We start from the raw sequence: 24,537 nt of genomic DNA on the forward strand, positions 1-24,537 counted from the left end.
TCCTCCTCGTCGACGTAATGCTTCTCACCCTATGAGGATTCCGCGCGCCTGCGAATGGCCTGTGGACAACCACGTCCCTGCCGGAATCAGGGGGCGCGTTGCCCCAAAGCTCACGCGCCGGTGGCTCACGCCGTAGCGCGCATCACCCGTGCAGGTGAGTTGAGACCTCTTCGAAACATGAGCTACTTGGCAGGCCCATCCGCGTCGACAAGCCACGTACTGACATGTGAGCGCTCAACTCCCTTTCATTTAAAGGAATTTGACCCTTCACGACCATGCAGAAACGTCTCTGTCAACGGCTGCATATGCGTCCGCCCTACCCCACCGCATGAGCCCTACTATCGGCTCGCCATGACAGCAGCAGGGAAGCACCAGGTGAGCCGGGCGGAGACCCCCCGCCGAGGCAGCCGGTCGGGCCGGGCGGGCATTCGGGACGTGGCCGCCGCCGCCGGGGTCTCCATCACGACCGTTTCCGACGCCCTCAACGGCAAGGGCCGGCTCCCGGACGCCACCCGACGCCATGTACGCGAGGTCGCCGACCGACTTGGCTACCGCCCCTCGGCGGCGGCCCGAACCCTCAGAACGGGCAAGTCCGGCCTCATCGGCCTGACCGTGACCACGTACGGGGATGAACCTTTCACCTTCACCGAGTTCGCGTACTTCGCGGAAATGGCGCGGGCCGCCACCTCGGCCGCGCTCGCCCGGGGCTATGCCCTGGTCATCCTTCCCGCGACCTCGCGGCACGACGTGTGGTCGAACGTGGCTCTGGACGGCACCGTGGTCATCGACCCGTCCGACCAGGACCCGGTCGTCAGCGAACTGGTCCGCCAGGGCTTACCGGTGGTCTCCGACGGCCGCCCGGCCGGCTCGCTGCCGGTCACCGCCTGGGTGGACAACGACCACGAGGCCGCGGTTCTCGACATCCTCGACCATCTCGCCGACGCGGGCGCCCGCCGCATCGGACTCCTCACGGGCACGACGACGGACACGTACACACATCTCTCCACCACCGCATATCTGCGCTGGTGCGAGCGGGTGGGCCAAGATCCGGTGTACGAGGCCTATCCCGCGCACGATCCGTGCGCCGGAGCCGTCGCCGCCGACCGACTGCTCGCCCGGCCCGACCGCCCCGACGCGGTCTACGGCCTGTTCGACCCGAACGGCACCGATCTGCTGGCCGCGGCCCGCCGCTACGGTCTGCGCGTCCCGGACGACCTGCTGCTCGTCTGCTGCAGCGAGTCCGCCGTGTACGCGACGACCGAGCCGCCCATCACGACACTCTCGCTGAAGCCGCGCCGGATCGGCACGGCGGTGGTCCAGCTTCTGATCGACGCCATCGAGGGGGTCGAATCGGACCAACCGGTCGAGCAGGTGATACCGACGGAGCTGATCGTGCGCACCTCGTCCGAGCGGCGTTCGCCGCGCACGACGGTCAGTCCGCCACGATCACCCGAAGAGGGTTGACGCCGCGACGACGATCCGACCCGGCATTGGGCGGGGAAAGCCCCGCCCAATTCGGGAGAAAACCTCGGTGAACTGGGGTCCTGCGCCATTTCACCACCCCTGGGTCATCACATGGCGCGATCCGCATTCCTATGATGGGCGGACGACACCGCGGGCCGCTGCGACCAGGCAGTCCGATGCGGTGCAGATGCGGCGCGATGGTGGTGGAGGGGTCGATGACTCAGGGGGCCGGTCAGGGACCCGAGGTGCGGACGCCGACGGTGCGTGATTTCCGCGTACCCGCGTACGTCCACGAGGCCGGTCCGTACGGACACGCCACCCACCCGGGCGATGTCCGCCCCGCCGACGAGCCGGAGGGCTACCCCGAGGGGTACACGCCCACCCAGCGGGACCTGCCGGTGATCAACCGGGGTGACACGCTCCAGGTCGTCATCGACCCCGAGGCCGCCCCGGCCGAGCGGACCGCCACCGGGCCGGGCCCGCTGTTCGTCGTCGGCGACGTCCACGGCTATCTGGACGAACTCGTCGCCGCCCTCCAGGAGAAGGGCCTCCTCGACGCGGCGGGCAACTGGTCGGCGGGCACGGCACGGCTGTGGTTCCTCGGCGACTTCACCGACCGGGGCCCGGACGGCATCGGCGTCATCGACCTCGTGATGCGGCTGTCCGCGGAGGCCGCCGCGGCCGGCGGCTACTGCAAGGCCCTCATGGGCAACCACGAACTGCTCCTGCTCGGCGCCAAGCGGTTCGGCGACACCCCCGTCAACTCCGGCGCCGGCACCGCCACCTTCCAGGCCGCCTGGCTCCTCAACGGCGGCCAGAAGACCGACATGGACCGTCTCCAGGACCACCACCTCCAGTGGATGGCCCGCCTCGACGCCATGGAGGAGGTCGACGGCCACCTCCTGGTGCACTCCGACACCACCGCCTACCGCGACTACGGCGACTCCATCGAGGCGGTCAACGACACCGTCCGCGAAACGATCACCCGCAACGACCCGGACGAGGTCTGGGACCTCTTCCGCAAGTTCACCCGGCGCTTCTCCTTCCGCGACGAGGGCGGCGCCGACGCCGTGCGCTCGCTGCTGGACATCTACGGCGGCACCCGCATCGTCCATGGCCACAGCCCCATTCCGTACCTCCTCGGCGAGGTCGGCTCGGAGGACGGCGAGGACAACTCCGGCCCCTCGGTCGAGGGACCGTACATCTATGCGGATGGTCTGGCCGTCGCCATGGACGGCGGAGTGACCATGGCCGGAAAGCTGCTGGTACAGGAACTCCCCCTCAACAACTGAGCCGTCAACGAGCGGGCGACCACGGGCGGAAGACTTCGCTGGCCAGGGGCCAATTTCTTCAAACCCCCTGTCACCGCCCTGCGTCACCGCTCTACCATCGGCTTATCCGTAGCAGGCTCCCCTCCGTTTCTGCCCGACGGCTCGTCAGCATGCCGAGCCCCAAGCCCTACGGAGCATCGGGGGATGCACATGAACAGCGTTCCGCAGCACCTGCTCAGTGAGGACCGCCAAGAGTACGAGCGGGTCCTCGGCGAGGCGCTGCGCTCCGCACCACACCGCCCGGAATTCGCCGCCGGTCTCCAGCGGCTCAACCCCGAACAGCTGCGCACCATGGCCCTCAACGCCACGGCGATCATCACGACGTCCGCGGCGGCCGAATACGAGTACTACGTCAAGGTCCGCGACGAACTGCGCAATCCACCTCCGGCCGTTCTGTCCACCCGCCCGGGCAGGGCGTCCGGTTCCACCGATCCCGACCAGGCCGAGACGGAACCCGTGCTTCTGGGCGAGAGCGTTGAGGCGTCCGGTGCCGGCGCGGGTGCCGTCGCCGCGGTCCTCGCCCCGGTTCTGGCGGGCACCGCGGCGGGGCTCTTCCTCCTCGTCGGTTATGCCATGAAGGCGATCGACCCCGACCGTGCGATCGCCAAGACCCTCCTCACCACGGGATGGGTGTTCGGCGCGGTCACGGCGGCGGCGATCCTCGTCGCAGCCGTCGGTCTTCTGCTCACCGCCCTGCGCAATGGCGCCACCGCCGTGGACAACGGGGCACGCAGCGAGTTGACCGAGGAGGTGGCCCGCGCCAAGGAGGCATGGCGTGAGGCTCTCCTGGAGCGCGGCATCCTGCCGTTCCTCCGCGACGCCCTCGCCAACCCCGGCCCAGCCACGCTGAGCGAGCCGGCCCGACCGACCCCGCCCAGCCGGATGCCGCACCTCGGCTACAACCGTCCGAGCTTCAGCAGCCCGGACAGCGGCGGTTCCCGCACCGGCTACACGAGCCCGGACTTCAGCAGCCCGGACTTCGGTGGACCGGAGCACCAGCCCGAATAGCACCCCGGGCCGAGGCCGCCGCCCCGCCCCCAGCGGGACTCGGCGGCCACCCGGGACGCTGTCCGGTCCACCCCGGACAAGGAGCACCCAGCAGCCGTGCGACATTCGCACCCGAAGGCCGTGCGCGATCCGCGTCCGGCGCGCGCTGTCCGTCCCCGGGAGCACGCGCCGCCCCTGGTGCGTCAGTCGGCGAGCGGCAGATAGACCCGGTTGCCCGCCTCCGCGAACTCCTTCGACTTCTGGGCCATGCCCACCTCGATCCCGGCCCGGGAGCCTCCGTGTTCACGACGGATGTCCTGGGAGATCTTCATCGAGGACAGCCACACCCATGAACTGACCGGCAGGGTGATGCCACCTATGACGCGTTATGGGAAGGCAGTTCAGTCGCGCTGACGATGCCACGAACTCCAAGGTCCGATCGGCAGTGGTCACTGGCCTGGTCGACGATCACGCTGCAACCGCCCCAGCGACTGCCGCACTCTTCGACCATCGACCGGACGGCTGTCGCCTGGCTGCCGGTCTCGATCCAGTCGTCGACCATCAGGACCAAGTCCGTCGGGGTGAGCGACGCTCGTTGCACGCGCAGTCCATGGCGGATGCCGCGATAGTCCGGAGCCGTCTGCCGGACGACCTTCTCCCCCGGGAACAGGCCGGCTTGCTTGCGCACCGGGACGAATCCGACTCCAAGCTCGATGGCTGCTGCCGCCCCGAGAAGGAAACCTCGGGACTCGATGCCACAGACAGCAGTGATGCCGTCGTGCTTGAACGGCTCGACCAGGCCACGGACAACTGCCACGAGTGCCTTGGGTTCGCGGAAGATCCTCCACACGTCTGCGTGGCCGTCGATCCACTGAAAGTGCTCAAGCGTAAGGATGCGCGCGGCGGTCGACATGACCGCGAGTCTCGTACCCACCTGTCACCCGGGCAACTGGATATCTGGGCAGGACCCTCCCGAAAGCGGCTACAACGAAGCGCCGCCCCGTAAGCGAAGTTTCTCGGAGCGGCGCTCGTGGGGGCGTCAGTCCGCGAGTGGGAGGTAGACCCGGTTTCCTGAGGCCGCGAACTCCTTCGACTTCTGCAGCATCCCCTCAGCGACCTCTTCAGCTGTCGCCCCCGCAGCCGCCGTACCGCCGAACTGCGCTGTGATGCTTTGGCTGATCTTCATCGAGCAGAACTTGGGACCGCACATGGAGCAGAAGTGGGCCGTCTTGGCCGGCTCCGCCGGGAGGGTCTCGTCGTGGAAGTCGCGGGCCGTGTCCGGGTCCAGGGCCAGGTTGAACTGGTCCTCCCAGCGGAACTCGAAGCGGGCGTCCGACAGAGCGTCGTCCCACTCCTGTGCGCCAGGGTGTCCCTTGGCGATGTCCGCCGCATGGGCCGCGATCTTGTAGGTGATGACGCCGGTCTTGACGTCGTCACGATTGGGCAGTCCCAAGTGCTCCTTGGGAGTGACGTAGCAGAGCATCGCCGTGCCCCACCACGCGATCATCGCGGCGCCTATGCCTGAGGTGATGTGGTCGTAAGCCGGTGCGACATCCGTGGTCAGCGGGCCGAGCGTATAGAACGGAGCTTCATCGCAGATCTCCTGCTGAAGGTCGATGTTCTCCTTGATCTTGTGCATCGGGACATGTCCCGGGCCCTCGATCATGGTCTGTACGTGGAAACGCTTCGCGATCCGGTTGAGTTCCCCGAGGGTGCGCAACTCCGCGAACTGCGCCTCGTCGTTGGCGTCCGCGATGGAGCCGGGCCGGAGGCCGTCGCCGAGCGAGTACGTGACGTCGTAGGCGGCGAGGATCTCGCAGAGTTCCTCGAAGTTCTCGTAGAGGAACGATTCCTTGTGGTGGGCCAGGCACCAGGCCGCCATGATCGAGCCACCGCGGGAGACGATGCCGGTCTTGCGGTTCGCGGTGAGCGGTACATACGCCAGGCGCACGCCCGCGTGGACGGTCATGTAGTCCACGCCCTGCTCGGCCTGCTCGATGACCGTGTCCTTGTAGATCTCCCAGGTCAGCTCCTCGGCGCGGCCGTCGACCTTCTCCAGTGCCTGGTAGAGCGGCACCGTGCCGATGGGGACGGGGGAGTTGCGCAGCACCCACTCACGCGTCGTGTGGATGTTCCGTCCGGTGGAAAGATCCATGACCGTGTCGGCGCCCCAGCGGGTCGCCCAGGTCATCTTCTCGACCTCCTCCTCGATGGAGGATGTGACCGCGGAGTTGCCGATGTTGGCGTTGACCTTCACCAGGAACCGCTTGCCGATGATCATCGGCTCGATCTCCGGGTGGTTCACATTCGCGGGCAGTACGGCCCGGCCTGCCGCGATCTCCTCGCGGACGACCTCCGGTGAGACGTTCTCCCGGACGGCCACGTACTCCATCTCGGGGGTGATCTCCCCGCGTCGCGCGTACGCGAGCTGTGTCACCGCCCGGCCGTCACGGCTCCGGCGCGGCTGGCGCGGCCGTCCCGGGAACACCGCGTCGAGGTTGCGCAGACCGCCGCGCGGCGAGGTGTGCTTGATCCCGTCGTCCTCGGGGCGCACGGGACGGCCCGTGTACTCCTCGGTGTCACCACGGGCGATGATCCAGTTCTCGCGGAGAGGAAGGAGCCCCCTCTTGACATCAGTCTCGGCGTTCGGATCGGTGTACGGGCCGGAGGTGTCGTACAGGGTGACGGACTGGCCGTTGGTGAGGTGCACTTGGCGGACCGGCACCCGCAGATCGGGACGCGAGCCCTCGATGTACGCCTTGTGCCAGCCGATGGACTTCCCGCCCTCCGAGAGCTGTTCGCCCTGGTTCCTTTCACCGCCAGGCGAGGGAAATGTCCCGTTCGTCCTGTCGGAGGCAGGCGTGCGTGTGTCCTCGATGGTCATGAGACCTACTCCCTACGCCGGCATTACCCGGTAACAGGTTCAGCGGTCGACGCAGCGATTTCCGCGCGACGATGTTCCACGTGAAACATCGCGTCTGCGGAGGTCAACGCCCTCTCAGCCCGGTGCTCCGAGCTCCCGCGTGTGCAAAGGTGCCCCCACGCTAGCGTCAGATGTGGCGCGGTGAACAGTGGGCACCGCTCGTTCTTGCGATGATCGGTCGGTGACCACGATGCAGCAGCCCCCGCCTCCGCCCCCCGAGCCGCCCCGCGGCCATGGCCCCGCGAACAGCCACTGGGACGGCAGTGGGGGCGGCCATGGACCCGGTGACGGGCATGCCCATGGTCCGACCCCGGGGGGCGGCCACGGCCACTCCCACAGTCACAGCCATGGCCCGGCCGCCCCGGTGTCGCAACACCTGCGCAAGGTCATCGCGGCGGTACTGATTCCCTTCGCGACCGCCGTCGTCGTGGGTCTCGTCGTGCTCTGGCCCGGCGGCGCCCCGTCGCACGAGCGCACCGGTGTGGGCTTCGACCGGCAGACCCAGTCGGCCACGGTCACCAAGGTCGAGGAGGTCGACTGCTCCTCGGTGAACGCCTCGGGAGTCCCCCCGACCGGCGACACATCCACCGCCGAGGGCTCGTCCGCCGAGCAGCAGGCGAACGGCACCTGCAAGAAGGCGACGATCCGCGTCGACACCGGCAAGGACAAGGGCCGTACGTTCACGGAGATCATTCAGCCGGACCAATCACGCCAGCTGAAGCAGGGCCAGGAGGTCGTGGTCGCGTACGAACCCGCCGCGCCCAAGGATCTGCAGTACTCGGTCACCGATGTGAACCGGAAGTTCCCGATGGCGCTGCTGGCCGGGATCTTCGCGCTCGCCGTCGTGGTGGTGGGCCGACTGCGCGGTGTCATGGCGCTGATCGCCCTGGCGGTCAGCTTCCTGGTGCTGACCGTCTTCATCCTGCCGGCCATCCTGCAGGGCTCGAATCCGCTGGTGGTCGCGGTGGTCGGGGCGAGCGCCATCATGCTGATCGCGCTCTACATGTGCCATGGGCTCTCGGCCCGCACATCGGTCGCCGTGCTCGGCACGCTGATCTCGCTGCTGCTGATCGGTCTGCTGGGCTCGATGTTCATCGGCTGGGCGGAACTGACCGGCAACACGGACGACAACACCGGGCTGATCCATGGGCTGTATCCGTCGATCGACATGAGCGGTCTGCTGCTCGCGGGCGTGATCATCGGTTCGCTGGGTGTACTCGACGATGTGACGGTCACCCAGACGTCGGCGGTCTGGGAGCTGCACGAGGCCAATCCGGCGATGGGCTGGCGCGGGCTGTACCGCGCGGGCATCCGGATCGGCCGGGACCATATCGCGTCCGTGGTCAACACCCTGGTCCTCGCCTATGCCGGTGCCGCGCTGCCTCTGCTGCTGCTCTTCTCGATCGCCCAGAGCAGCGTCGGCACGGTAGCCAACAGCGAGCTGGTCGCCGAGGAGATCGTCCGTACCCTCATCGGTTCGATCGGCCTGGTCGCCTCGGTGCCGGTGACCACCGTGCTGGCCGCCCTGGTGGTCTCCGCGGACCGTCCGAGCGAGCAGACGGCGGCATCCGCTCCCGCTCCCGCGTCCGCGCGCGGGGGGAGGGGCCGCCGCCGCAAGCGCTGAAGCGTTACGGCACCACCGGCGGCGCGGGACGGCGTAGGGATCAGCCCGCGCTCTGTTCCTCCGCCAGAATGCGGTCCAGCGCCTCGTCGAGCAGGGTGTCGAAGTCGGCGAGGGAACGCTCCTGCCCCAGCGGCACGAGCTTGTCCGTACGGTCCAGGAAGGCCACCAGCGGCGCCGTACCGACCCGGAACAGCGCCTGGTCGGTGCCCACCTGGAGCCGGATCGTGACCTCGCCGAACGTCTCCGGGTCGGCGGGCGCGATGTGCACATCCCCGTCCCCGCACGGCCTGCCCACCCCGTCGATGAGCAGTTCACGTCCGAAGGCCCAGGTCACAGGCGCGTCACCGGGAAGGTGGAACGTCAGCCGCACGGCATAGGGATCACAGGTCTCGTAACGCAGCTCCACCGGGATGCGGAAGGAGAGCTCCTCCGACACGAGGAAGCTCATCATGACCTCTGCCTGTACCGACTCGCGCATCGCTTACCCCGCCAATGTTGGTCGAGTAGCCAGGAATCATCCGCCTGACACTGCTGGAAGTTTGCTGAACGTACACGTGAGATCACAAGGAGTGATTTTTCAGATGCTGATAGAGATCGCGAGTGTCCCTAGTAGCTTTCCGATCTCCGTCTGCAACTGATGTGCCGCGGGCAGCAGCCGGTCGGCCTGGTGTGCGGGCAGGGAGAGGGCCAGGGTCGCCGCGCTGTTCCCGACGGTGATCGGAATCGCCGCGCAGACCGTCCCGAGGGCGTACTCCTGGCGCTCCACGACCGGTTCCATCCGTCCGATCCGGTCCAGGCGCCGCAGCAGGGTCTCGTTGTCCCGCACCGTGTACGGGGTGAGCGACCGGACGGGGTAGCGGTCGAGGTGGTCGCGGCGGGCCTCGTCACCGAGTTGGGAGAGCAGGCACTGGCCGATGGCGTGGGCGTGCGCGGTCTCGCGGAAGTCGGCCCACTCCTCGACGGCAGGGGTGCTCGGGCTGTCGGCGACGCACATCACGTCGATCTCGCCCTCACGGTAGACCGCGTAGTAGACGGGGACGCCGATGCTGTCGCACCACTGTGCGAGGGTCTCGCTCACCGTGCTGCGACGTTTCTGCTGCGCTCCGCTGCTTCCCAGCAGCTCCGCCGCCTCACCCAGGAAGAAGAGCCCTCTCTCGCGGCGCAGATAGCCTTCGTGCGCCAAGGTGCGCAGCAGGTGGTAGGCCGTGGGCAGCGCGAGCCCGGCGTCCCGCGCCAACTGTTTGGCGGGCGCCCCGTGTTCTCGCTCGGCAACGGCCTCCAGCAGCCGCATCGCCCGTTGTACGGAGCCGATGAGGGTCCCGGAGTGCTCGGAAGCGTCCGGGGCAGCAGGCGGCTTGACGCGCGTCCTTCTTCCCGATCCGTGCCTGGCGGGTGGCCTTGGCCCGGCAGGACCGACAGCCGAGGCCGCGGGAGGCTCCGAGGGGCGGACGGAGGTCGCCGCCGAGGGCGTACGAGGCATGGTGGGCCGGTCGGCCTCCTCACCTGGTGAGGTGCGTGGCTGGGCGGGAGGAGCCGGGGCCTTGGAGGGCGCTCTGCGCGGTGGGTGTGGCGAAGCGTGGCTCTCGCCGGAGCGGGGGCGGGGCTGCCGGGGCGGGGCCAGGGTCTCCTCGGGCCCGTTGTGGGTCTGCTCGGGGGCGACGACCGTCGGCGTACGTGGGCCCGGTTGGGTGGGAGGGGCGGCGCTCTGTGCCATGGGGGAGCGCGGCTGAGGGGTGGGGAGGAGGGGTTCTGCGGGTGCGGTGTCAGCCGTGGCCAAGGGTCACTCCCGAAGCGCGAGGAGGGCCGCCCGTGCGGGGGACACGGGAGGGGTGCGCCGCCCGCGGGGTCGAGCCCGCGACGAGTGCCCGGACTCTAACCGCCCGTCACCACCCGCAGACCGCCCCGCGGGGAAACTTCCCTCTGGCGAGGGAACCTCACGTTCCTGTTACCGCCGTGGCCCTGACCGGCCTCACCCACTCACGCCTCAGCTCTTGCCGTGTGCTGACGCCCGATCAGAGTTCTGGGCCCCGTACTCGTGCCTCACCAGTCGCCGCGTGACGACGAACTGGAGCTGAACTTCCTGACCAGATAGATCAGTCCGCCGACGAGTGCCACGAAGACCAGCACTTTGAAGAGCAGGCCGACCACGACCTGGACCACGCTGATTATCAGTCCGCCGAACACGAACAGGGCGATGACCGGCACAGCGATCCACTTCACCCACCACGGCATCCCCGCGAAGATCTCCCGCATCGCCTTGCTCCTTGTGTCTCCGCCCGTGGCCCCGTCCGGGGCACCGTTTCCGGGCCTACTGCTGTCCTGCCTTCGATGCTAGGGGCGACCAGGGGCTGTTCGGAGGCTTCGCGCCCCTTGTCCATCCCTGATCGTCCCCCTAAGGGAACCCCGAAGCGGACGTCAGCCCTCCGGCGGAGAGAAGACCACCACGACCCTCAGGTCCTCGGTGATGTGGTGGAACTTGTGGGCGACCCCGGCCGGCACGTACACGACACTGCCGCGTGCGACCTGGGTGGTCTCCATGCCGACGGTGAGCGAAGCGCGGCCGCTCACGACGAGATACACCTCGTCCTGGGTGTGCGGCCGCTGCGGATCGAGATCGCCCGCGTCGAGCGCGTAGAGACCGACCGACATGTTCCGCTCACGCAAGAACTGCAGGTAGGCACCGTCATTGGCGGCGCGCTCCGTCTCCAGTTCATCCAACCGGAATGCCTTCATCTACTTGGTACGCCCCTGCCCGGTGCTCGTGCCGATCGCTTCTGCCACGATCAGACACATGATGAATTTCCTAGTCAAGACGATCGCCAACGCGGGTGCTCTCGCGGTCGCGGTCTGGCTGGTCGGCGACATAACTCTGACCGGGGACAGCACAGGCAAGAAGGTCGCCACACTGCTGCTGGTGGCGCTCGTCTTCGGCCTGGTGAACGCCGTGGTCAAGCCCCTCGTCCAGTTGTTCACACTCCCCTTGTTCCTTCTGACGCTCGGCCTGTTCACGCTGGTGGTGAACGCCCTGATGCTGCTGCTGACCTCATGGCTGGCCGACCTGCTCGACCTGAGTTTCCATGTGGAGGGCTTCTGGACCGCCGTCCTGGGCGGCCTGATCATCTCGATCGTCTCCTGGGCGCTGCACCTCGTCCTGCCCGACGGGGACTGAGGCCTCGCGATGACCTACCGCGTCTGTTTCGTCTGCACCGGCAATATCTGCCGCTCCCCCATGGCGGAGTCCGTCTTCCGTGCCCATATAGAGGAGGCCGGGCTCGATCACCTGGTCGAGGTCGACAGCGCGGGCACGGATGGCTGGCACGCGGGCGACCCGGCCGACCCGCGCACCGTCTCCGTCCTGGAGGCGGGCGGTTACGAAGACACCCATTCCGCCCGGCAGTTCCAGTCCTCATGGTTCTCCCGGCTCGACCTCGTCATCGCCCTCGACGCCGGGCACGTCAAGGCCCTGCGCCGTCTCGCGCCCACCCCGGCGGACGCGGAGAAGATCCGTCTGCTGCGCTCCTACGACCCCGCCGCAGGCGACGACCTCGACGTTCCGGACCCGTACTACGGGGGCATGGACGGCTTCGAGGAATGCCTGGAGCTGGTGGAGGCGGCGAGCCCCGGTCTGCTCACCGTCGTACGCGATCAGGTGGAAGGACGGACGGAATGACCTCGGAGAACCCCGCTTCGTCTCCCGGCGACGGCACACGCGCGGTGCGGGCCGGACTGCCCGAACCCGTCAAGCACGAGCCGCACCTCCCCGGCCCGGTCTTCGCCGCCCACTACCACCTGCCCGGCGCCCCCACGGGCCCGTACGCCTACGGACGCGACCAGAACCCCACGTGGACCCTTCTGGAGAGCGCCATCGGCGAACTGGAGGCGCCCGGACAGGACGGCATCGAGACGGTCGCCTTCGCGTCCGGCATGGCCGCCATCTCAGCCGTCCTCTTCTCCCAACTGCGCACCGGTGACGCCGTCGTCCTGCCCGGCGACGGCTACAACGTGCTGCCCCTCGCGGGTGAGCAGTTGCGGTCGTACGGCATCGAGGTGCGCAGCGCCCCGACGGGCGGCGACGCGCAGCTCGACGCACTCGACGGCGCCGGGCTGCTGTGGTTGGAGACGCCCTCCAACCCGGGACTCGACGTGTGCGACATCCGGCGGCTCTGCGAGGCGGCACACGCGCGTGGATGCCTCGTCGCCGTCGACAACACCCTGGCGACGCCCTTCGGGCAACGGCCGTTGGAACTCGGCGCCGACTTCGTGGTGGCCAGCGGCACCAAACAGCTGACCGGCCACGGCGACCTGCTGCTCGGGTACGTCGTCGGGCGCGACGACTCCGCGATGACGGCCGTACGGCGCTGGCGCAAGATCGTCGGGGCGATCCCGGGCCCGATGGAGGCCTGGCTCGCCCACCGCTCGCTCGCCACGCTCCAGCTGAGGGCCGACCGGCAGAGCGCCAACGCCCTGGCCGTCGCCGAGGCGGTCAAGGGCCGGCCCGAGGTGACCGGGCTGCGCTACCCGGGACTGTCCGACGACCCCTCGCACAAGATCGCCGCACAGCAGATGCGGCGCTACGGCTGTGTCGTGTCGTTCGCGCTGCCCACGCGCGCGCGTGCCGACCGCTTCCTCGACGCGCTCCACCTCGTCGACGACGCCACGAGCTTCGGCAGCGTGCGGTCCACCGCCGAACGACGCGGACGATGGGGCGGCGACGCGGTACCGGAGGGCTTCATCCGCTTCTCCGCCGGCGTGGAGGACACCGACGACCTGGTCGCGGACGTACTCCATGCGCTCGCCGTGGCTACCGCCTAGTACTCCGCTACGTACAACGGACGGTCCGAGCCTCCCCCCTCGTGGCTCGGACCGCCCTCGGTTCCGCGCGCGAAGAACCGCGCGAACAAGGCTAGTTGACTCTGCGTCAGTGTCCAATCACAGTAACGACAGGCACCTATCGACTTATTTATAGTTGGGCGCCCCGGGAGCGGGGAGTGGAGGGGCGACCGTGGATCTGGCCTTACTGCGTACGTTCGTGACCGTGCACCGGGCCGGTTCCTTCACCCGTGCCGCCGCCCTGCTCGGTCTCTCGCAGCCGGCCGTCACCTCTCAGATCCGCACCCTCGAACGTCAGCTGGGCCGCCCTCTCTTCCTCCGCCAGGCCCGCGGAGTGACCCCGACGACCATCGGCGACGAACTCGCCCACAAGGCGGCACCGCACCTCGACGCGCTGGTGGAGATCGCCGAGACCGGCCTCGACGACGACTTCTCCGTACGGACGCTCCATCTCGCCGGACCGCCGGAGTTCACCGCCGAACGCGCCCTGCCCGCCCTCACCGAGCTGACCGGGGACGACGGGCAGCCCCTCGCGCTGCGGGTCTCCTTCGGGAACTCCGACGAAACGTTGGAGGGACTCGCCGCGGGGCATCACGATCTGGCCATCACCACCGCCCAACCGCGCGGCACTCTGCTCACCGCGACTCCGCTCTGCGACGAGGAACATGTGCTGGTCGCCGCTCCGCGCTGGGCCGAGCGCATCACACCCGGCAGGCTGCGCCGCAGGGGCGCCCATACGCTGGAGAACCTTCCGGTCGTCGGGGTGCACGAGTCGCTGCCGTTCCTCACGCGCTACTGGGCCTCGGTCTTCGACGCCCGCCCCGCGGCCTCCGGGACCGTCATCGTCCCGGATCTGCGCGCGGTCCTCGCCTGCGCGATCTCAGGGGCCGGCCTGGCGGTGCTGCCCCGCTATCTGTGCGCCGCCGCCCTGGAGCGCGGTGACGTCGTGGCGCTCCTCGATCCGGCGGTCCCGCCGCTGCGGACGTACTTCCTGGTGGTCCGTACGGGCACCCTGGCCCTGCCGCACATCGCGCGGGCGCACGACTGGCTGCTGCGGGCGGCCGCCGACTGGTCCTAGGCGGACCGGGTCGCGTCCTGAGGTAGGTCTGCTCGGACCGGTACGCCCCGCTGCCGTGGCCGAGACTTCCGTGGCGAGCGATGTTTCACGTGGAACATGTCGGGCCACATTTCCTCCATGACCGTCCGACCCGTGGTCAAACGCACCGCCCGCGCCATCCTGCTCGACGGCGACGACCTGATCCTGATCAAGCGGACCAAGCCGGGTGTCGATCCGTACTGGCTCACTCCGGGCGGCGGGGTCGAACCGGACGATATGACGGTCGTCGAAGCACTCCACCGCGAGGTGCACGAGGAACTCGGCGCCAAGATCACCGATGTGGTGCCCTGTTTCGTGGACACCGTCGAGCACATCGGCGAGGACGGCGGCGCCACGGGGGTGAAGGTCCAGCACTTCTTCGTCTGCCGTCTGGAGTCCATGGACCTCTCCAAGCGGCACGGTCCCGAGATGGAAGAGCCCCGGGGCGAGTACGAGATCGTGCGGGTGCCCTTCACCCGGGTCGGGATCGCCTCCGTCCATCTCGTGCCGCTGTCGCTGCGGCACTACCTCGACGGGAACATCGAGGGCGTACGGGCGATGCACGCGCCCGACCTGGGCTGACGCCTCACCGGCCGCCGTCGGCGAATGACTCGGGCGGTCACCCGGCCGCCACCAGCTCCTCCACCGAGTCGTGCCGTATGCGCTCCGAGGGGATGCCCGCGCCCCGCAGGGCGTCCACACCGCTGCGGATCATGCCGGGCGGGCCCGAGAGGTACGCGTCGTACTCGTTCCACGGCCCGTACTCGCGTATGGCGTCGGGCAGCCGGAGCAGCCCGTGCTTGTCGACGACGGGGCGGATCTCCAGCCAGGGGTTGCTCTGCCGCAGCCGCAGCAGCGTGTCGATGTCGTAGAGGTCCTGGTTGGTACGGGCGCCGTAGAAGACCTCGATGGGGCGGGGCCGCCCGCGCTCGGAGACGTCCTCGACGATGGCCTTGATGGGCGCTATGCCGGTGCCGCCGCCCAGGCAGAGCAGTCCGCTGTCGGTGGAGTGGTCGACGGTCATGGCACCCGCCGGCGGGCCCAGCCGCAGGACGTCGCCGGGCTGGGCACGGTGCACGAGCGAGTTGGAGACCCAGCCCGCGGAGACCGCCTTCACATGGAACGACAGCAGTCCGTCCGAACGGGGTGCCGAGGCGAACGAGTAGTGCCGCCAGATCCGCGGCCACCAGGGAGTCTCCAGGCTGGTGTACTGCCCGGCGAGAAAGGGATAGGGCTGGTCCGGCCGGACGGTGACGACGGCGATGTCGTTGGTTCTCAGCTCGTGCGAGACGACCTCCGCCATCCACCAGGGCGGCGCCTGCAGTTCGTCGGCCGCCGCCGCGTCGATCATCACCTGGGAGATCGTGGTGTACGCACGGACCCAGGCGGCCTCGGTCTCCTCGTTCCAGCTGGAGGCGTACCGGGTCAGCGCGCCGATCAGGCACTCCCCGACCGCCGGATAGTGCTCGGACTGGGTGCCGTACTTGCGATGGCCGCGACCGAGGTTCTGCAGATAGTCGATGAGTACGGGGGCGTTGTCGATGTGCTCGGCCGCCGTCAGCAGCGCCTTGAGCAGACGGTCCCGCTGGGCGTCCATCGCCGGGGGGAACAGCGAGCGGAGCTCCGGATGCCGGACGAAGAGCAGGGCGTAGAAGTACGAGGTGACCTTGTCGGCGACGGGGCCGATCTCCGTCATGGTCCGGCGGATGAGCACCGCGTCGGGCGAGGCCTCGGGGGTGCGGGTCTCCTGCTGAACGGGCTCCCGCGTCTCGAAGACGGAGTGCTCGGACCCGTGCTCGCCGCCGGGCGGGCCCGGCAGAGGCTGCGAAGGGGCGCTGGGGGGCATCTCCTCGGGCGCTGGTATTCGTTCGCGTGGGCCGTCGTCCCGGTCGTGCTGCGGCCCGCGAGGCGGCTCCTGGGGCCTGCCCACGGGCCGCATCCCGGCGAGGCGGTTGCCTTCGGTCTCCTGGCCTCCGCCGGGCAGGTTCGGCTGGGTGCGCGGTGTGAACCAGCCGCCGCCACCGTCGCTGTCCCCCGAAGTGCCGTTGCCGGCCGACGTGGTGGTCGGAGCGTCCATGGTGTGCCTCGCCTCGAGCATCTTTCGGTCGATCTGCGCGCTTCCTCAGCAGGAAGTCGCTTGTTTTCCCCCGCGGACGGCCTTGCTTTCCTTCTTCGTTCCTCGTCGGCCAATGCGGCCACATTCAACCGGGATTCCCTGTCCGTACGGACAAGTAGGCGGGAGTGTGATGTGAGCCGCAGCACTCACGCCGCAGCGTTCCACAGGGCACGAACGCCCTCGCCTCATAACGGTGAACGCAGGTCTTGGATCTCCCTGTCCGGTTAGGCTGCATTGGACTGCGTTCGTACCCACGCCATGAGACGACTGCATCTCGCTTCGGACACGAACCGGACTCGACCCTACCGGCAGGATCGCCATACACAAGTCCCCACTTGATCTACCGAGAATTCAACGGAGGCGAATCAGCAATTCCTTCAATTACCGGGCGCGTCATACGATTTCATAGGCATTACGCAGATACCACCCCGCGCGGGAGCGCATCGCAGCCTTCGTTAACCACCACCAGGGTCGGCACAGTAGCGAAGAGTTCCACAGCGGAGGACGAGCCACGATGCTCGGTCATGGAAGTGGCACAGCTCTCAAGGCCTCGAGCCGAAGCAGTCTCGCTTCACTGCTGCACGTGTGTGGCCGCACGCCGATGTTTCACGTGAAACATCTGTCCATGGGCTGTGCGGTTGTGCATGAGATGGCCAAAAGCCCGTGTGTCTCACCTCAAACCGGTGGACGTCAGGGGTTCATGTCGGACAGCCTGACCTGCGTGCCGATGCCTTCCCCCACCGCTCTGCCCATCCGCCGTCTGACGCCTCGCGATCTCATCGCCTGCGCCGACCTCTCCCAGGACCGGGGCTGGCCCCGCGAGGAGCACAAGTGGGGGCTGCTGCTCGCGGCCGGCACGGGATATGGCATCGACGACCCGGAGGGCGGCCTCGTCGCCGCCTGCGTGGTGACCGAGTACGGTCCGGCGGGGCAGCCGGATCTCGGGGCGATCGGCATGGTGCTGGTCGCCGAGCGGCACGCCCGCCAGGGCATCGGCCGCCGTCTGATGCGCCACGTCCTCACCGAGTTCGGCCCGACGCCGCTGACCCTGCACGCGACACCGTATGGGCGTCCTCTGTACGAGGAGTTGGGGTTCAAGGTCACCGGACAGGCGGAGATGGTCCGGGGCCACTTCATTGCCGACGGTGTGGACCTCGGGGTCTCCACCCGTCCGGCCACGGCCGAGGACCTCACCACGATCGTCCGGCTCGACGAAGAGGTCTTCGGCACGGACCGGACCCACGTCCTCACCCGGCTCCCCGCCTTCTCCGATCAGCTGCGCGTCGCAGAAGAGAACGGCCGGATCATCGGGTACGCGGCGGCCTGGCCCAACATGGACAACCATGTCGTCGGCCCGTTGATCGCCCGTGACACCCAGACCGCGAAGGCGCTGATCACTTCCCTCGCCGCCCGCACCGACCGCCCGTTGCGCACCGACATCGACGTACGCCATGAGGAACTGCTGGCCTGGACGAAGGAGCACGGCCTGAAACCGGTCGCTTTCAACGCGGTGATGACGTACGGCATCTCCGAACTGCCGGGCGACTGGACCCGACGGTTCGCGCCGCTGACCGTGGCCGCGGGCTGATAGACCCGCCCCACCAAGGACGCCGCCCTGCGCGAAATCACTCAACGAAGCGGCACGCCCACCTCGGCTCTGACAAAAATGGACGCACTTCTTCAGTCACCTTGAGATGCGGGCCTCGATGCCGTCGAGCAGGAAGTCGAGGCCGATCCGGAAGGTGTGGTCGGCGTCCAGGTGGGCGGCATCGCGCACCACTGTGGCCAGCGCGGGGAATCGGCCGGTGGCGAAGGTCCGCTGCAGATAGGGCCCGAGTGAGGCCTGCCAGCGCCTCTCGTCCATCCCGGTGGTCCGCTCGGCACGCCGCTCGGCGATCTCCCGACGCACCGCTCCGATCACGTACGCGTTGACCGCGGCGACCACCGGCATGACGGCGTCCACATCGAGGTCACCCAGCGCGGCCACCACGGTCTCCCCACTCGCCAGCGCGTGCGGCCCGAGCTGAGGTCGGCCACCCAGTAGATCGGCGAGCCATTCGTGCTCGTGAGCGGCGTGCCTAGTGGCTTCGGCGAGAGACTGGAGGACCTCCCGCCAGCTGTCTCCGACCGGCCGGATCTCGCCGTGGACCGCGTCGACCATCAGGTCGAGCAACTCCTCCTTGCTGGCGATGTAGCCGTACAGCCGCATCGGCCCTACGCCCAGCGCGGCGGCGACCTTGCGCAGCGACACCGCGTCCAGGCCGTCCGCGTCGGCCAGTTGGATCGCCGCTCGCACGATCCGCTCTCGGTTCAGCGGGGCCGGCACGGGTCGATTCGGCGGCTCCGGCCTCTCCCACACCAACATGCGCCAACAGTACATCGCATCAGGCGATACAGTGTATCGACCAGTACAGCGTATCGAAGGAGGCGACAACCATGACCATCGCCATCGTCGGAGCCGGCTTGGGCGGCTTGGCCCTTGCCCGGGTGCTGCACGTGAACGGCATCGACGCCGTCGTGTACGAACGTGAATCGTCACGCGAGGCGCGTGGTCAGGGCGGCATGCTCGACATCCACTCCGGCCAGCGGGCGCTGCGCGAGGCCGGTCTGATCGACCAGTTCCACGCGATCGCGCGCGGTGAAGGCCAGGACATGCGTCTTCTCGAGCCGGATGGCACCCTGTTGCTCCAGGAGGACACGCCCGACGACGCCCCGCTCGATCGACCCGAGGTCGACCGCGCCGATCTGCGCAACCTGCTGCTGGACTCCTTGCCCGAAGACATGGTGCGCTGGGGGCACGCGTTCACATCCGCCGACAACGGCCTGCTGCACTTCGCCGACGGCAGCAGTGCGACGTATGACCTGCTGGTCGGCGCGGACGGCGCGCAGTCCCGGGTCCGCGCACTGCTCACCGACGCCCGCCCGGCGCACATCGGCCAGAACATCGTCGAAATCGGCATTCCCGACATCGACCGCACGCACCCCGACCTCGCGGCGATGGTCGGGCGCGGCAACTACTGGGTGCTCGGCGACGGAATATCCCTGGCTGCACAGCGCAACGGTGACGGTCGCGTTCGCATCGGCCTCAGCTTCTACAACACCGGCGAGGACTGGTTCGCCGGCAGCGGGATACCGTTCGACGACCCGGCCGCCGCCCGGGCGCGACTGATCAACCTGCTCCCCGGCTGGGACCCACGGTTCACCGCGCTGATCGCGGCCTGCGACGACACGGTCGTACCGCGGTCGATCACCACTCTCCCGGTCGGTCTGACCTGGCCGTCGACGCCAAGCGTCACGCTGCTCGGCGATGCCGCGCACCTGATGCCGCCGGTGGGAGAGGGCGCCAACATGGCGCTGCTCGACGGCGCCGTGCTCGGTCTCGCGCTGGCCGCGCACCCGGACGACTTTCCCGCCGCCGTCAAGGAATACGAACGCGAGATGTTCGAACGCACCAGCGCCGCCGCCCGGATGTCCGCGGACATCCAGGAATTGCTGATGTCACCGGACGCCGCCCAGAGACTGCTCGCATTCTTCCAACCTGGCTGAAGGTAAAGGTGACCTGCGGTTTCCTATGCCGGTAGGTCGGTATGACTGCGTCTGGCAAGATCGATCTGTGGTTCGACACTCGGTGCACTTGAGCAGAATCGAGCTCGCGGACTGGCGAGCTGTCCACTCCTGGGCTTCCCTGGCCCAGGTCTGCCGCTTCCAGACCTGGGGACCGAACACCGAAGAGCAAACGTGCGCGTTCGTGGCAACCGCGGTCGAGGCCTGGTCCCACATACCTCAGCAGCGGTTCGCTTACGTAGCCCGTGTCGATGGCGACACGGTCGGCATGGGCGAACTCCACGTCCGGAGCCGAGGACAACGTCAAGGAGAGATCACCTATGTGGTGCATCCCGAGGTCTGGGGACAGGGCGTTGGAACGAGCATCGGCAGGGAACTGCTGGCGCGAGGGTTCGAGGACCTCAAGCTTCACCGCATCTATGCCACCTGTGACCCGCGGAACCTCGGCTCGGCACGGGTGCTCGGCAAGCTCGGCATGACACGAGAAGGACGTCATCGTCACACCGCGCTGATCCGGGACGGTTGGCGAGACTCCGAAATGTTCAGCATCCTCGAAGACGAGTGGCGGGCGGGCGCCCTGTCCTCTCAACCCCTGCTCGGATGAGTCGTACAGCCTGGTGACGGCCCCGGTCAGGTCTGTGCCATGTCCACGAAGCGGGAGTAGTGGCCCTGGAAGGCGACCGTGATCGTGGCCGTCGGGCCGTTGCGGTGCTTGCCCACGATGATGTCCGCCTCGCCGGCGCGGGGCGACTCCTTCTCGTAGGCGTCCTCGCGGTGGAGCAGGATCACCATGTCCGCGTCCTGCTCGATCGAGCCCGACTCACGCAGGTCGGAGACCATCGGCTTCTTGTCCGTACGCTGCTCGGGACCACGGTTGAGCTGCGACAGCGCGATCACCGGCAGCTCCAGCTCCTTGGCCAGCAGCTTCAGGTTTCGCGACATGTCCGAGACTTCCTGCTGACGGCTCTCGGACCGCTTGCCGGACTGCATCAGCTGCAGATAGTCGATGATGACGAGCTTCAGGTCGTTGCGCTGCTTCAGGCGTCGGCACTTGGCGCGGATCTCCATCATCGACAGGTTCGGGGAGTCGTCGATGTAGAGCGGCGCGGCCGAGACATCGGGCATCCGGCGGGCCAGCCGCGTCCAGTCCTCGTCGGTCATCGTGCCGGACCGCATGTGATGCAGCGCCACGCGCGCCTCGGCCGACAGCAGACGCATCGCGATCTCGTTGCGGCCCATTTCGAGCGAGAAGATCACGCTCGGCAGGTTGTTCTTGATGGAGGCGGCTCGGGCGAAGTCCAGCGCGAGCGTTGACTTACCCATGGCGGGACGAGCCGCGATGATGATCATCTGACCGGGGTGCAGACCATTGGTGAGCTGGTCGAGATCGGTGAAGCCGGTCGGCACACCGGTCATCTCACCCGACCGCGAACCGATCGCCTCGATCTCGTCGAGCGCGCCCTCCATGATGTCGCCGAGCGGCAGATAGTCCTCGGTGGTGCGCTGCTCGGTCACCGCGAAGATCTCCGCCTGGGCCCTGTTGACGATCTCGTCCACGTCGTCGTCGGCCGCGTATCCCATCTGGGTGATACGAGTGCCGGCCTCGACCAGGCGGCGCAACACCGCACGCTCGTGGACGATCTCCGCGTAGTACTCGGCGTTCGCCGCCGTCGGCACCGTCTGGACCAGACCGTGCAGATAGGGGGCGCCACCGACCTTGGTGATCTCACCGCGCTTGGTGAGCTCGGCGGCGATGGTGATGGGGTCGGCGGGCTCGCCCTTGGCGTAGACGTCGAGGATCGCCTGGTAGATGGTCTCGTGGGCCGGTTTGTAGAAGTCGGCGCCCTTGAGGATCTCGACGACGTCGGCGATGGCGTCCTTGGACAGCAGCATGCCGCCGAGGACGGACTGCTCGGCGTCCAGATCCTGCGGCGGAACCCGCTCGAAGGCCGAACCCCCGCCGTCCCACTCGCCGTTGTCCCGGCCGCGCTCATGCTGCTCGTCACGGCCCCGACCACCGTCGCGGCCCCGACCACCGTCATGGCCGCGACGCGAGGCAGGCAGACGATCACTGGGTCCGCTGTCGGCCCACGGGTCGTCCAGGGGCTCGGAAATGCTCACCGAGCGACCTCCTCCCGTCCGCCGAGCGGACCTCGCCGTGCCTGTCTTTTCTACGGCACGACACTGACAAATAAGAGGCCCAACTCCGCTTCTGGCGCGTCGGTTTTGCGGGGTTTCCGTGATCCACCGAAGAGCGGGGCGCCGCACCACCGTAGGCCCGCGGGCACCGTCAGCCAATCTGGTTATCCACAGGCCATGTGGACGACGGGCCAGATGCTGTGGAGAACTCCTCGAAACCTGTGCACGACTCGGTGGACAGCCCTGTGAACAAGCCCTCGCCCTTCCCGTACGACCCACTCTGACCTGTACCTTTGCCGTCCACTGGCTGTGCAGAAGAAAAACTTCCCCAACGAGATCAAGATCATCACGATCGGCGCACGAGAGCACGCCGAACCCAGCCAGATGTAATAGCCGCTGGCGGCTTGCATCACTTACCTGTGGAAGATTAGATTGATGGCCATGACACAGGCTTCCGTGACGCCCAGAGCCACCCGGCGTCGGCACGACCGTGAGATCATCACGCTCGCCGTCCCGGCCTTCGGCGCGCTCGTCGCCGAGCCCCTTTTCCTCATGGCCGACACCGCGATCGTCGGCCACCTCGGCACCGCACAACTGGCCGGTCTCGGCATCGCCTCGGCTCTTCTCGTCACCGCGGTGAGCGTCTTCGTCTTCCTCGCCTACGCCACCACGGCCGCCGTCGCCCGACGGGTCGGAGCCGGTGATCTGCGAGCCGCCATCCGCCAGGGCGTGGACGGCATCTGGCTCGCGCTGATACTCGGCGGCCTCGTCGTCACAGTCGTCCTCCCCATGGCTCCAACACTGGTCACCCTCTTCGGCGCCTCGGACACCGCCGCCCCCTACGCCACCACCTATCTACAGATCTCGGTTCTCGGCATCCCGGCCATGCTCATCGTGCTCGCCGCCACCGGTGTTCTTCGCGGTCTCCAGGACACCAAGACACCTCTGTACGTCGCTGTCGCCGGCTTCGTGGCCAACGCTGTCCTCAACGCCGGCCTCGTCTACGGTGCCGGCCTGGGCATCGCCGGCTCCGCCTGGGGCACGGTCATCGCCCAGTGCGGGATGGCCACCGTCTATCTCTGGGTCGTGATCCGTGGAGCACGCGAGCACGGCGCCTCACTGCGTCCCGACGCCGTCGGCATACGCGCCTCGGCCCAGGCAGGAGCGCCCCTGCTGGTCCGTACGCTCTCCCTGCGCGCGATCCTGATGATCGCCACCGCTGTGGCCGCCCGCTTGGGGGACCAGGACATCGCGGCACACCAGATCATCCTGTCGCTCTGGAGCCTGCTCGCCTTCGCTCTGGACGCCATAGCCATAGCCGGGCAGGCGATCATCGGCCGCTGTCTCGGAGCGGGTGATGCCCAGGGCGCCCGCGATGCCTGCCGCCGCATGGTGCAGTGGGGCATCGCCACCGGCGTGGCGCTCGGGGTACTGGTGATCTCCACCCGTCCCTTGTTCATCCCGCTCTTCACGAGCGACCCCGCGGTCCAGGAGGCCGCTCTGCCCGCTCTCCTCGTCGTGGCGCTCTCTCAGCCGATCTCCGGGATCGTCTTCGTACTCGACGGTGTGCTGATGGGTGCGGGAGACGGCCCCTATCTGGCCCGGGCCATGCTGGTGACCCTCGCCGTCTTCGTACCGGCCGCCCTGCTCGTCCCCACCCTCGGCGGTGGTCTGACCGCCCTCTGGACTGCCATGACGCTCATGATGGCCACCCGCCTGCTGACCCTGTGGCTGCGTTCCCGTTCGGGCCGCTGGATCGTCACCGGGGCCACCCGCTGAACAGGCCGCACCACCATGCCCGGAGGGCCACCCGTCCTGAAGGGCCGACTCCATGCGAAGATCAGCCCTCGGCCGCCAGGACCGACCCTGAGGCTGCTTCGTTTCACGTGAAACATCGCCCTTCACGCTGTTTCACGTGAAACACGAATACATGGGCCGACAAAGCGTGTGGGGCCGCACCCCTCAACAGGGTGCGGCCCCACACGACCGCTTCAGCGGAGCGCAGCGTTTAGGCCGCGACAACCTCGATGTTGACCTTGGCGGCAACCTCGGGGTGCAGACGCACGGACGTCTCGTGGGCGCCCAGCGTCTTGATCGGAGCAGTCAGCTCGATGCGGCGCTTGTCGACCTCGGGGCCACCGGAAGCCTTGATCGCGGAGGCGATGTCGGCCGGGGTGACGGAACCGAAGAGACGACCGGCGTCGCCGGAGCGGACGGCCAGACGGACCTTGACGGCCTCAAGCTGGCCCTTGACCTGGTTGGCCTGCTCGATGGTCTGGATCTCGTGGATCTTGCGAGCACGACGGATCTGCTCGACGTCCTTCTCGCCGCCCTTGGTCCAGCGGATCGCGAACTTCCGCGGGATCAGGTAGTTGCGAGCGTAACCGTCCTTGACGTCGACGACGTCGCCCGCGGCACCGAGGCCGGAGACCTCGTGGGTGAGGATGATCTTCATGTGTCGGT

At 68.2% G+C, this 24,537-nt stretch carries 23 protein-coding genes and 1 pseudogene; 13 read left to right on the forward strand and 11 right to left on the reverse strand.

Annotated elements, in window-relative coordinates:
* The first annotated feature begins 351 nt into the window (after positions 1-351).
* The 3 genes from ACWD4G_RS11195 (at position 352) to ACWD4G_RS11205 (ending at position 3,803) form a co-directional block, all read left to right on the forward strand.
* The gene (locus ACWD4G_RS11195) at positions 352-1,464 is read left to right on the forward strand and encodes a LacI family DNA-binding transcriptional regulator (protein ID WP_451292415.1); all 1,113 of its coding nucleotides are present in this window, start codon (positions 352-354) and stop codon (positions 1,462-1,464) included.
* 200 nt (positions 1,465-1,664) lie between these two features.
* A complete protein-coding gene (locus ACWD4G_RS11200) occupies positions 1,665-2,756 on the forward strand; it encodes a metallophosphoesterase (protein ID WP_451292639.1) in 1,092 nt (363 codons plus the stop codon).
* A 183-nt stretch (positions 2,757-2,939) separates the two neighbouring features.
* Positions 2,940-3,803, forward strand: a complete 864-nt coding sequence (locus tag ACWD4G_RS11205) for a hypothetical protein (RefSeq protein ID WP_451292416.1) — start codon at positions 2,940-2,942, stop codon at positions 3,801-3,803.
* A gap of 182 nt (positions 3,804-3,985) precedes the next feature.
* Here the strand turns inward: ACWD4G_RS11205 and ACWD4G_RS11210 are convergent.
* The 3 genes and pseudogenes from ACWD4G_RS11210 to thiC form a co-directional block, all read right to left on the reverse strand.
* Positions 3,986-4,117, reverse strand: a pseudogene (locus tag ACWD4G_RS11210) (thiamine biosynthesis protein ThiC); the annotation flags it as partial.
* A 41-nt stretch (positions 4,118-4,158) separates the two neighbouring features.
* Positions 4,159-4,695 (reverse strand): phosphoribosyltransferase, encoded by a 537-nt coding sequence (locus tag ACWD4G_RS11215; RefSeq protein ID WP_451292417.1) that lies wholly within the window; start codon positions 4,693-4,695, stop codon positions 4,159-4,161.
* A gap of 126 nt (positions 4,696-4,821) precedes the next feature.
* Positions 4,822-6,666 carry a phosphomethylpyrimidine synthase ThiC gene (thiC, locus tag ACWD4G_RS11220; RefSeq protein WP_451292418.1) on the reverse strand — a complete coding sequence of 615 codons (1,845 nt, stop codon included), beginning with the start codon at positions 6,664-6,666 and terminating at the stop codon, positions 4,822-4,824.
* Positions 6,667-6,886: 220 nt separating this feature from the next.
* Here thiC and ACWD4G_RS11225 point away from each other — a divergent pair, with 220 nt between their 5' ends.
* Positions 6,887-8,329, forward strand: coding sequence for a YibE/F family protein (locus ACWD4G_RS11225; protein WP_451292419.1), 1,443 nt, complete (start codon positions 6,887-6,889; stop codon positions 8,327-8,329).
* Between the two features lie 40 nt (positions 8,330-8,369).
* Here the strand turns inward: ACWD4G_RS11225 and ACWD4G_RS11230 are convergent, their stop codons facing one another.
* The 4 genes from ACWD4G_RS11230 to ACWD4G_RS11245 form a co-directional block, all read right to left on the reverse strand.
* Positions 8,370-8,807 (reverse strand): SsgA family sporulation/cell division regulator, encoded by a 438-nt coding sequence (locus ACWD4G_RS11230; protein ID WP_451292420.1) that lies wholly within the window; start codon positions 8,805-8,807, stop codon positions 8,370-8,372.
* Positions 8,808-8,906: 99 nt separating this feature from the next.
* Positions 8,907-9,809 (reverse strand): IclR family transcriptional regulator, encoded by a 903-nt coding sequence (locus tag ACWD4G_RS11235; RefSeq protein WP_451292640.1) that lies wholly within the window; start codon positions 9,807-9,809, stop codon positions 8,907-8,909.
* Positions 9,810-10,369: 560 nt separating this feature from the next.
* Positions 10,370-10,582 carry a DUF5326 family protein gene (locus ACWD4G_RS11240; RefSeq protein ID WP_451292421.1) on the reverse strand — a complete coding sequence of 71 codons (213 nt, stop codon included), beginning with the start codon at positions 10,580-10,582 and terminating at the stop codon, positions 10,370-10,372.
* Between the two features lie 162 nt (positions 10,583-10,744).
* Positions 10,745-11,062 (reverse strand): cupin domain-containing protein, encoded by a 318-nt coding sequence (locus ACWD4G_RS11245; RefSeq protein ID WP_451292422.1) that lies wholly within the window; start codon positions 11,060-11,062, stop codon positions 10,745-10,747.
* Positions 11,063-11,120: 58 nt separating this feature from the next.
* On the opposite strand from ACWD4G_RS11245, the gene ACWD4G_RS11250 reads away from it, so the two are divergent.
* The 5 genes from ACWD4G_RS11250 (at position 11,121) to ACWD4G_RS11270 (ending at position 14,837) form a co-directional block, all read left to right on the forward strand.
* Positions 11,121-11,498, forward strand: a complete 378-nt coding sequence (locus tag ACWD4G_RS11250; protein WP_451292423.1) for a phage holin family protein — start codon at positions 11,121-11,123, stop codon at positions 11,496-11,498.
* 9 nt (positions 11,499-11,507) lie between these two features.
* Positions 11,508-11,999: a low molecular weight protein-tyrosine-phosphatase gene (locus ACWD4G_RS11255; RefSeq protein ID WP_451292424.1), complete on the forward strand. Its 492-nt coding sequence runs from the start codon at positions 11,508-11,510 to the stop codon at positions 11,997-11,999.
* A complete protein-coding gene (locus ACWD4G_RS11260; RefSeq protein ID WP_451292425.1) occupies positions 11,996-13,141 on the forward strand; it encodes a cystathionine gamma-lyase in 1,146 nt (381 codons plus the stop codon). The genes ACWD4G_RS11255 and ACWD4G_RS11260 overlap by 4 nt, the downstream gene beginning before the upstream one ends.
* 190 nt (positions 13,142-13,331) lie before the next feature.
* A complete protein-coding gene (locus tag ACWD4G_RS11265; RefSeq protein ID WP_451292426.1) occupies positions 13,332-14,237 on the forward strand; it encodes a LysR family transcriptional regulator in 906 nt (301 codons plus the stop codon).
* Between the two features lie 117 nt (positions 14,238-14,354).
* Positions 14,355-14,837 carry an NUDIX domain-containing protein gene (locus ACWD4G_RS11270; RefSeq protein ID WP_451292427.1) on the forward strand — a complete coding sequence of 161 codons (483 nt, stop codon included), beginning with the start codon at positions 14,355-14,357 and terminating at the stop codon, positions 14,835-14,837.
* Positions 14,838-14,874: 37 nt separating this feature from the next.
* Here ACWD4G_RS11270 and ACWD4G_RS11275 read toward each other — a convergent pair whose 3' ends face one another.
* Positions 14,875-16,332 carry a globin domain-containing protein gene (locus ACWD4G_RS11275; RefSeq protein ID WP_451292428.1) on the reverse strand — a complete coding sequence of 486 codons (1,458 nt, stop codon included), beginning with the start codon at positions 16,330-16,332 and terminating at the stop codon, positions 14,875-14,877.
* Positions 16,333-17,092: 760 nt separating this feature from the next.
* Here ACWD4G_RS11275 and ACWD4G_RS11280 point away from each other — a divergent pair.
* Positions 17,093-17,959, forward strand: a complete 867-nt coding sequence (locus ACWD4G_RS11280; RefSeq protein ID WP_451292429.1) for a GNAT family N-acetyltransferase — start codon at positions 17,093-17,095, stop codon at positions 17,957-17,959.
* Positions 17,960-18,055: 96 nt separating this feature from the next.
* Here ACWD4G_RS11280 and ACWD4G_RS11285 read toward each other — a convergent pair whose 3' ends face one another.
* Positions 18,056-18,736 carry a TetR/AcrR family transcriptional regulator gene (locus ACWD4G_RS11285; RefSeq protein ID WP_451292430.1) on the reverse strand — a complete coding sequence of 227 codons (681 nt, stop codon included), beginning with the start codon at positions 18,734-18,736 and terminating at the stop codon, positions 18,056-18,058.
* A 71-nt stretch (positions 18,737-18,807) separates the two neighbouring features.
* On the opposite strand from ACWD4G_RS11285, the gene ACWD4G_RS11290 reads away from it, so the two are divergent.
* Together ACWD4G_RS11290 and ACWD4G_RS11295 are read left to right on the forward strand one after the other, a co-directional pair.
* Positions 18,808-19,917, forward strand: coding sequence for an FAD-dependent oxidoreductase (locus ACWD4G_RS11290; RefSeq protein ID WP_451292431.1), 1,110 nt, complete (start codon positions 18,808-18,810; stop codon positions 19,915-19,917).
* A gap of 82 nt (positions 19,918-19,999) precedes the next feature.
* A complete protein-coding gene (locus ACWD4G_RS11295) occupies positions 20,000-20,539 on the forward strand; it encodes a GNAT family N-acetyltransferase (RefSeq protein WP_451292641.1) in 540 nt (179 codons plus the stop codon).
* A 26-nt stretch (positions 20,540-20,565) separates the two neighbouring features.
* Here ACWD4G_RS11295 and dnaB read toward each other — a convergent pair whose 3' ends face one another.
* A complete protein-coding gene (dnaB, locus tag ACWD4G_RS11300; protein WP_451292432.1) occupies positions 20,566-22,056 on the reverse strand; it encodes a replicative DNA helicase in 1,491 nt (496 codons plus the stop codon).
* A gap of 450 nt (positions 22,057-22,506) precedes the next feature.
* Between dnaB and ACWD4G_RS11305 the strand changes: the two genes are divergently transcribed.
* Positions 22,507-23,853 carry an MATE family efflux transporter gene (locus tag ACWD4G_RS11305; RefSeq protein ID WP_451292433.1) on the forward strand — a complete coding sequence of 449 codons (1,347 nt, stop codon included), beginning with the start codon at positions 22,507-22,509 and terminating at the stop codon, positions 23,851-23,853.
* A gap of 229 nt (positions 23,854-24,082) precedes the next feature.
* Here the strand turns inward: ACWD4G_RS11305 and rplI are convergent, their stop codons facing one another.
* On the reverse strand, positions 24,083-24,529 hold the full coding sequence (gene rplI / locus ACWD4G_RS11310) for a 50S ribosomal protein L9 (RefSeq protein ID WP_142153548.1): 447 nt from the start codon (positions 24,527-24,529) through the stop codon (positions 24,083-24,085).
* Positions 24,530-24,537: the final 8 nt, after the last annotated feature.

Source organism: Streptomyces sp. NPDC002643, from assembly GCF_053592555.1.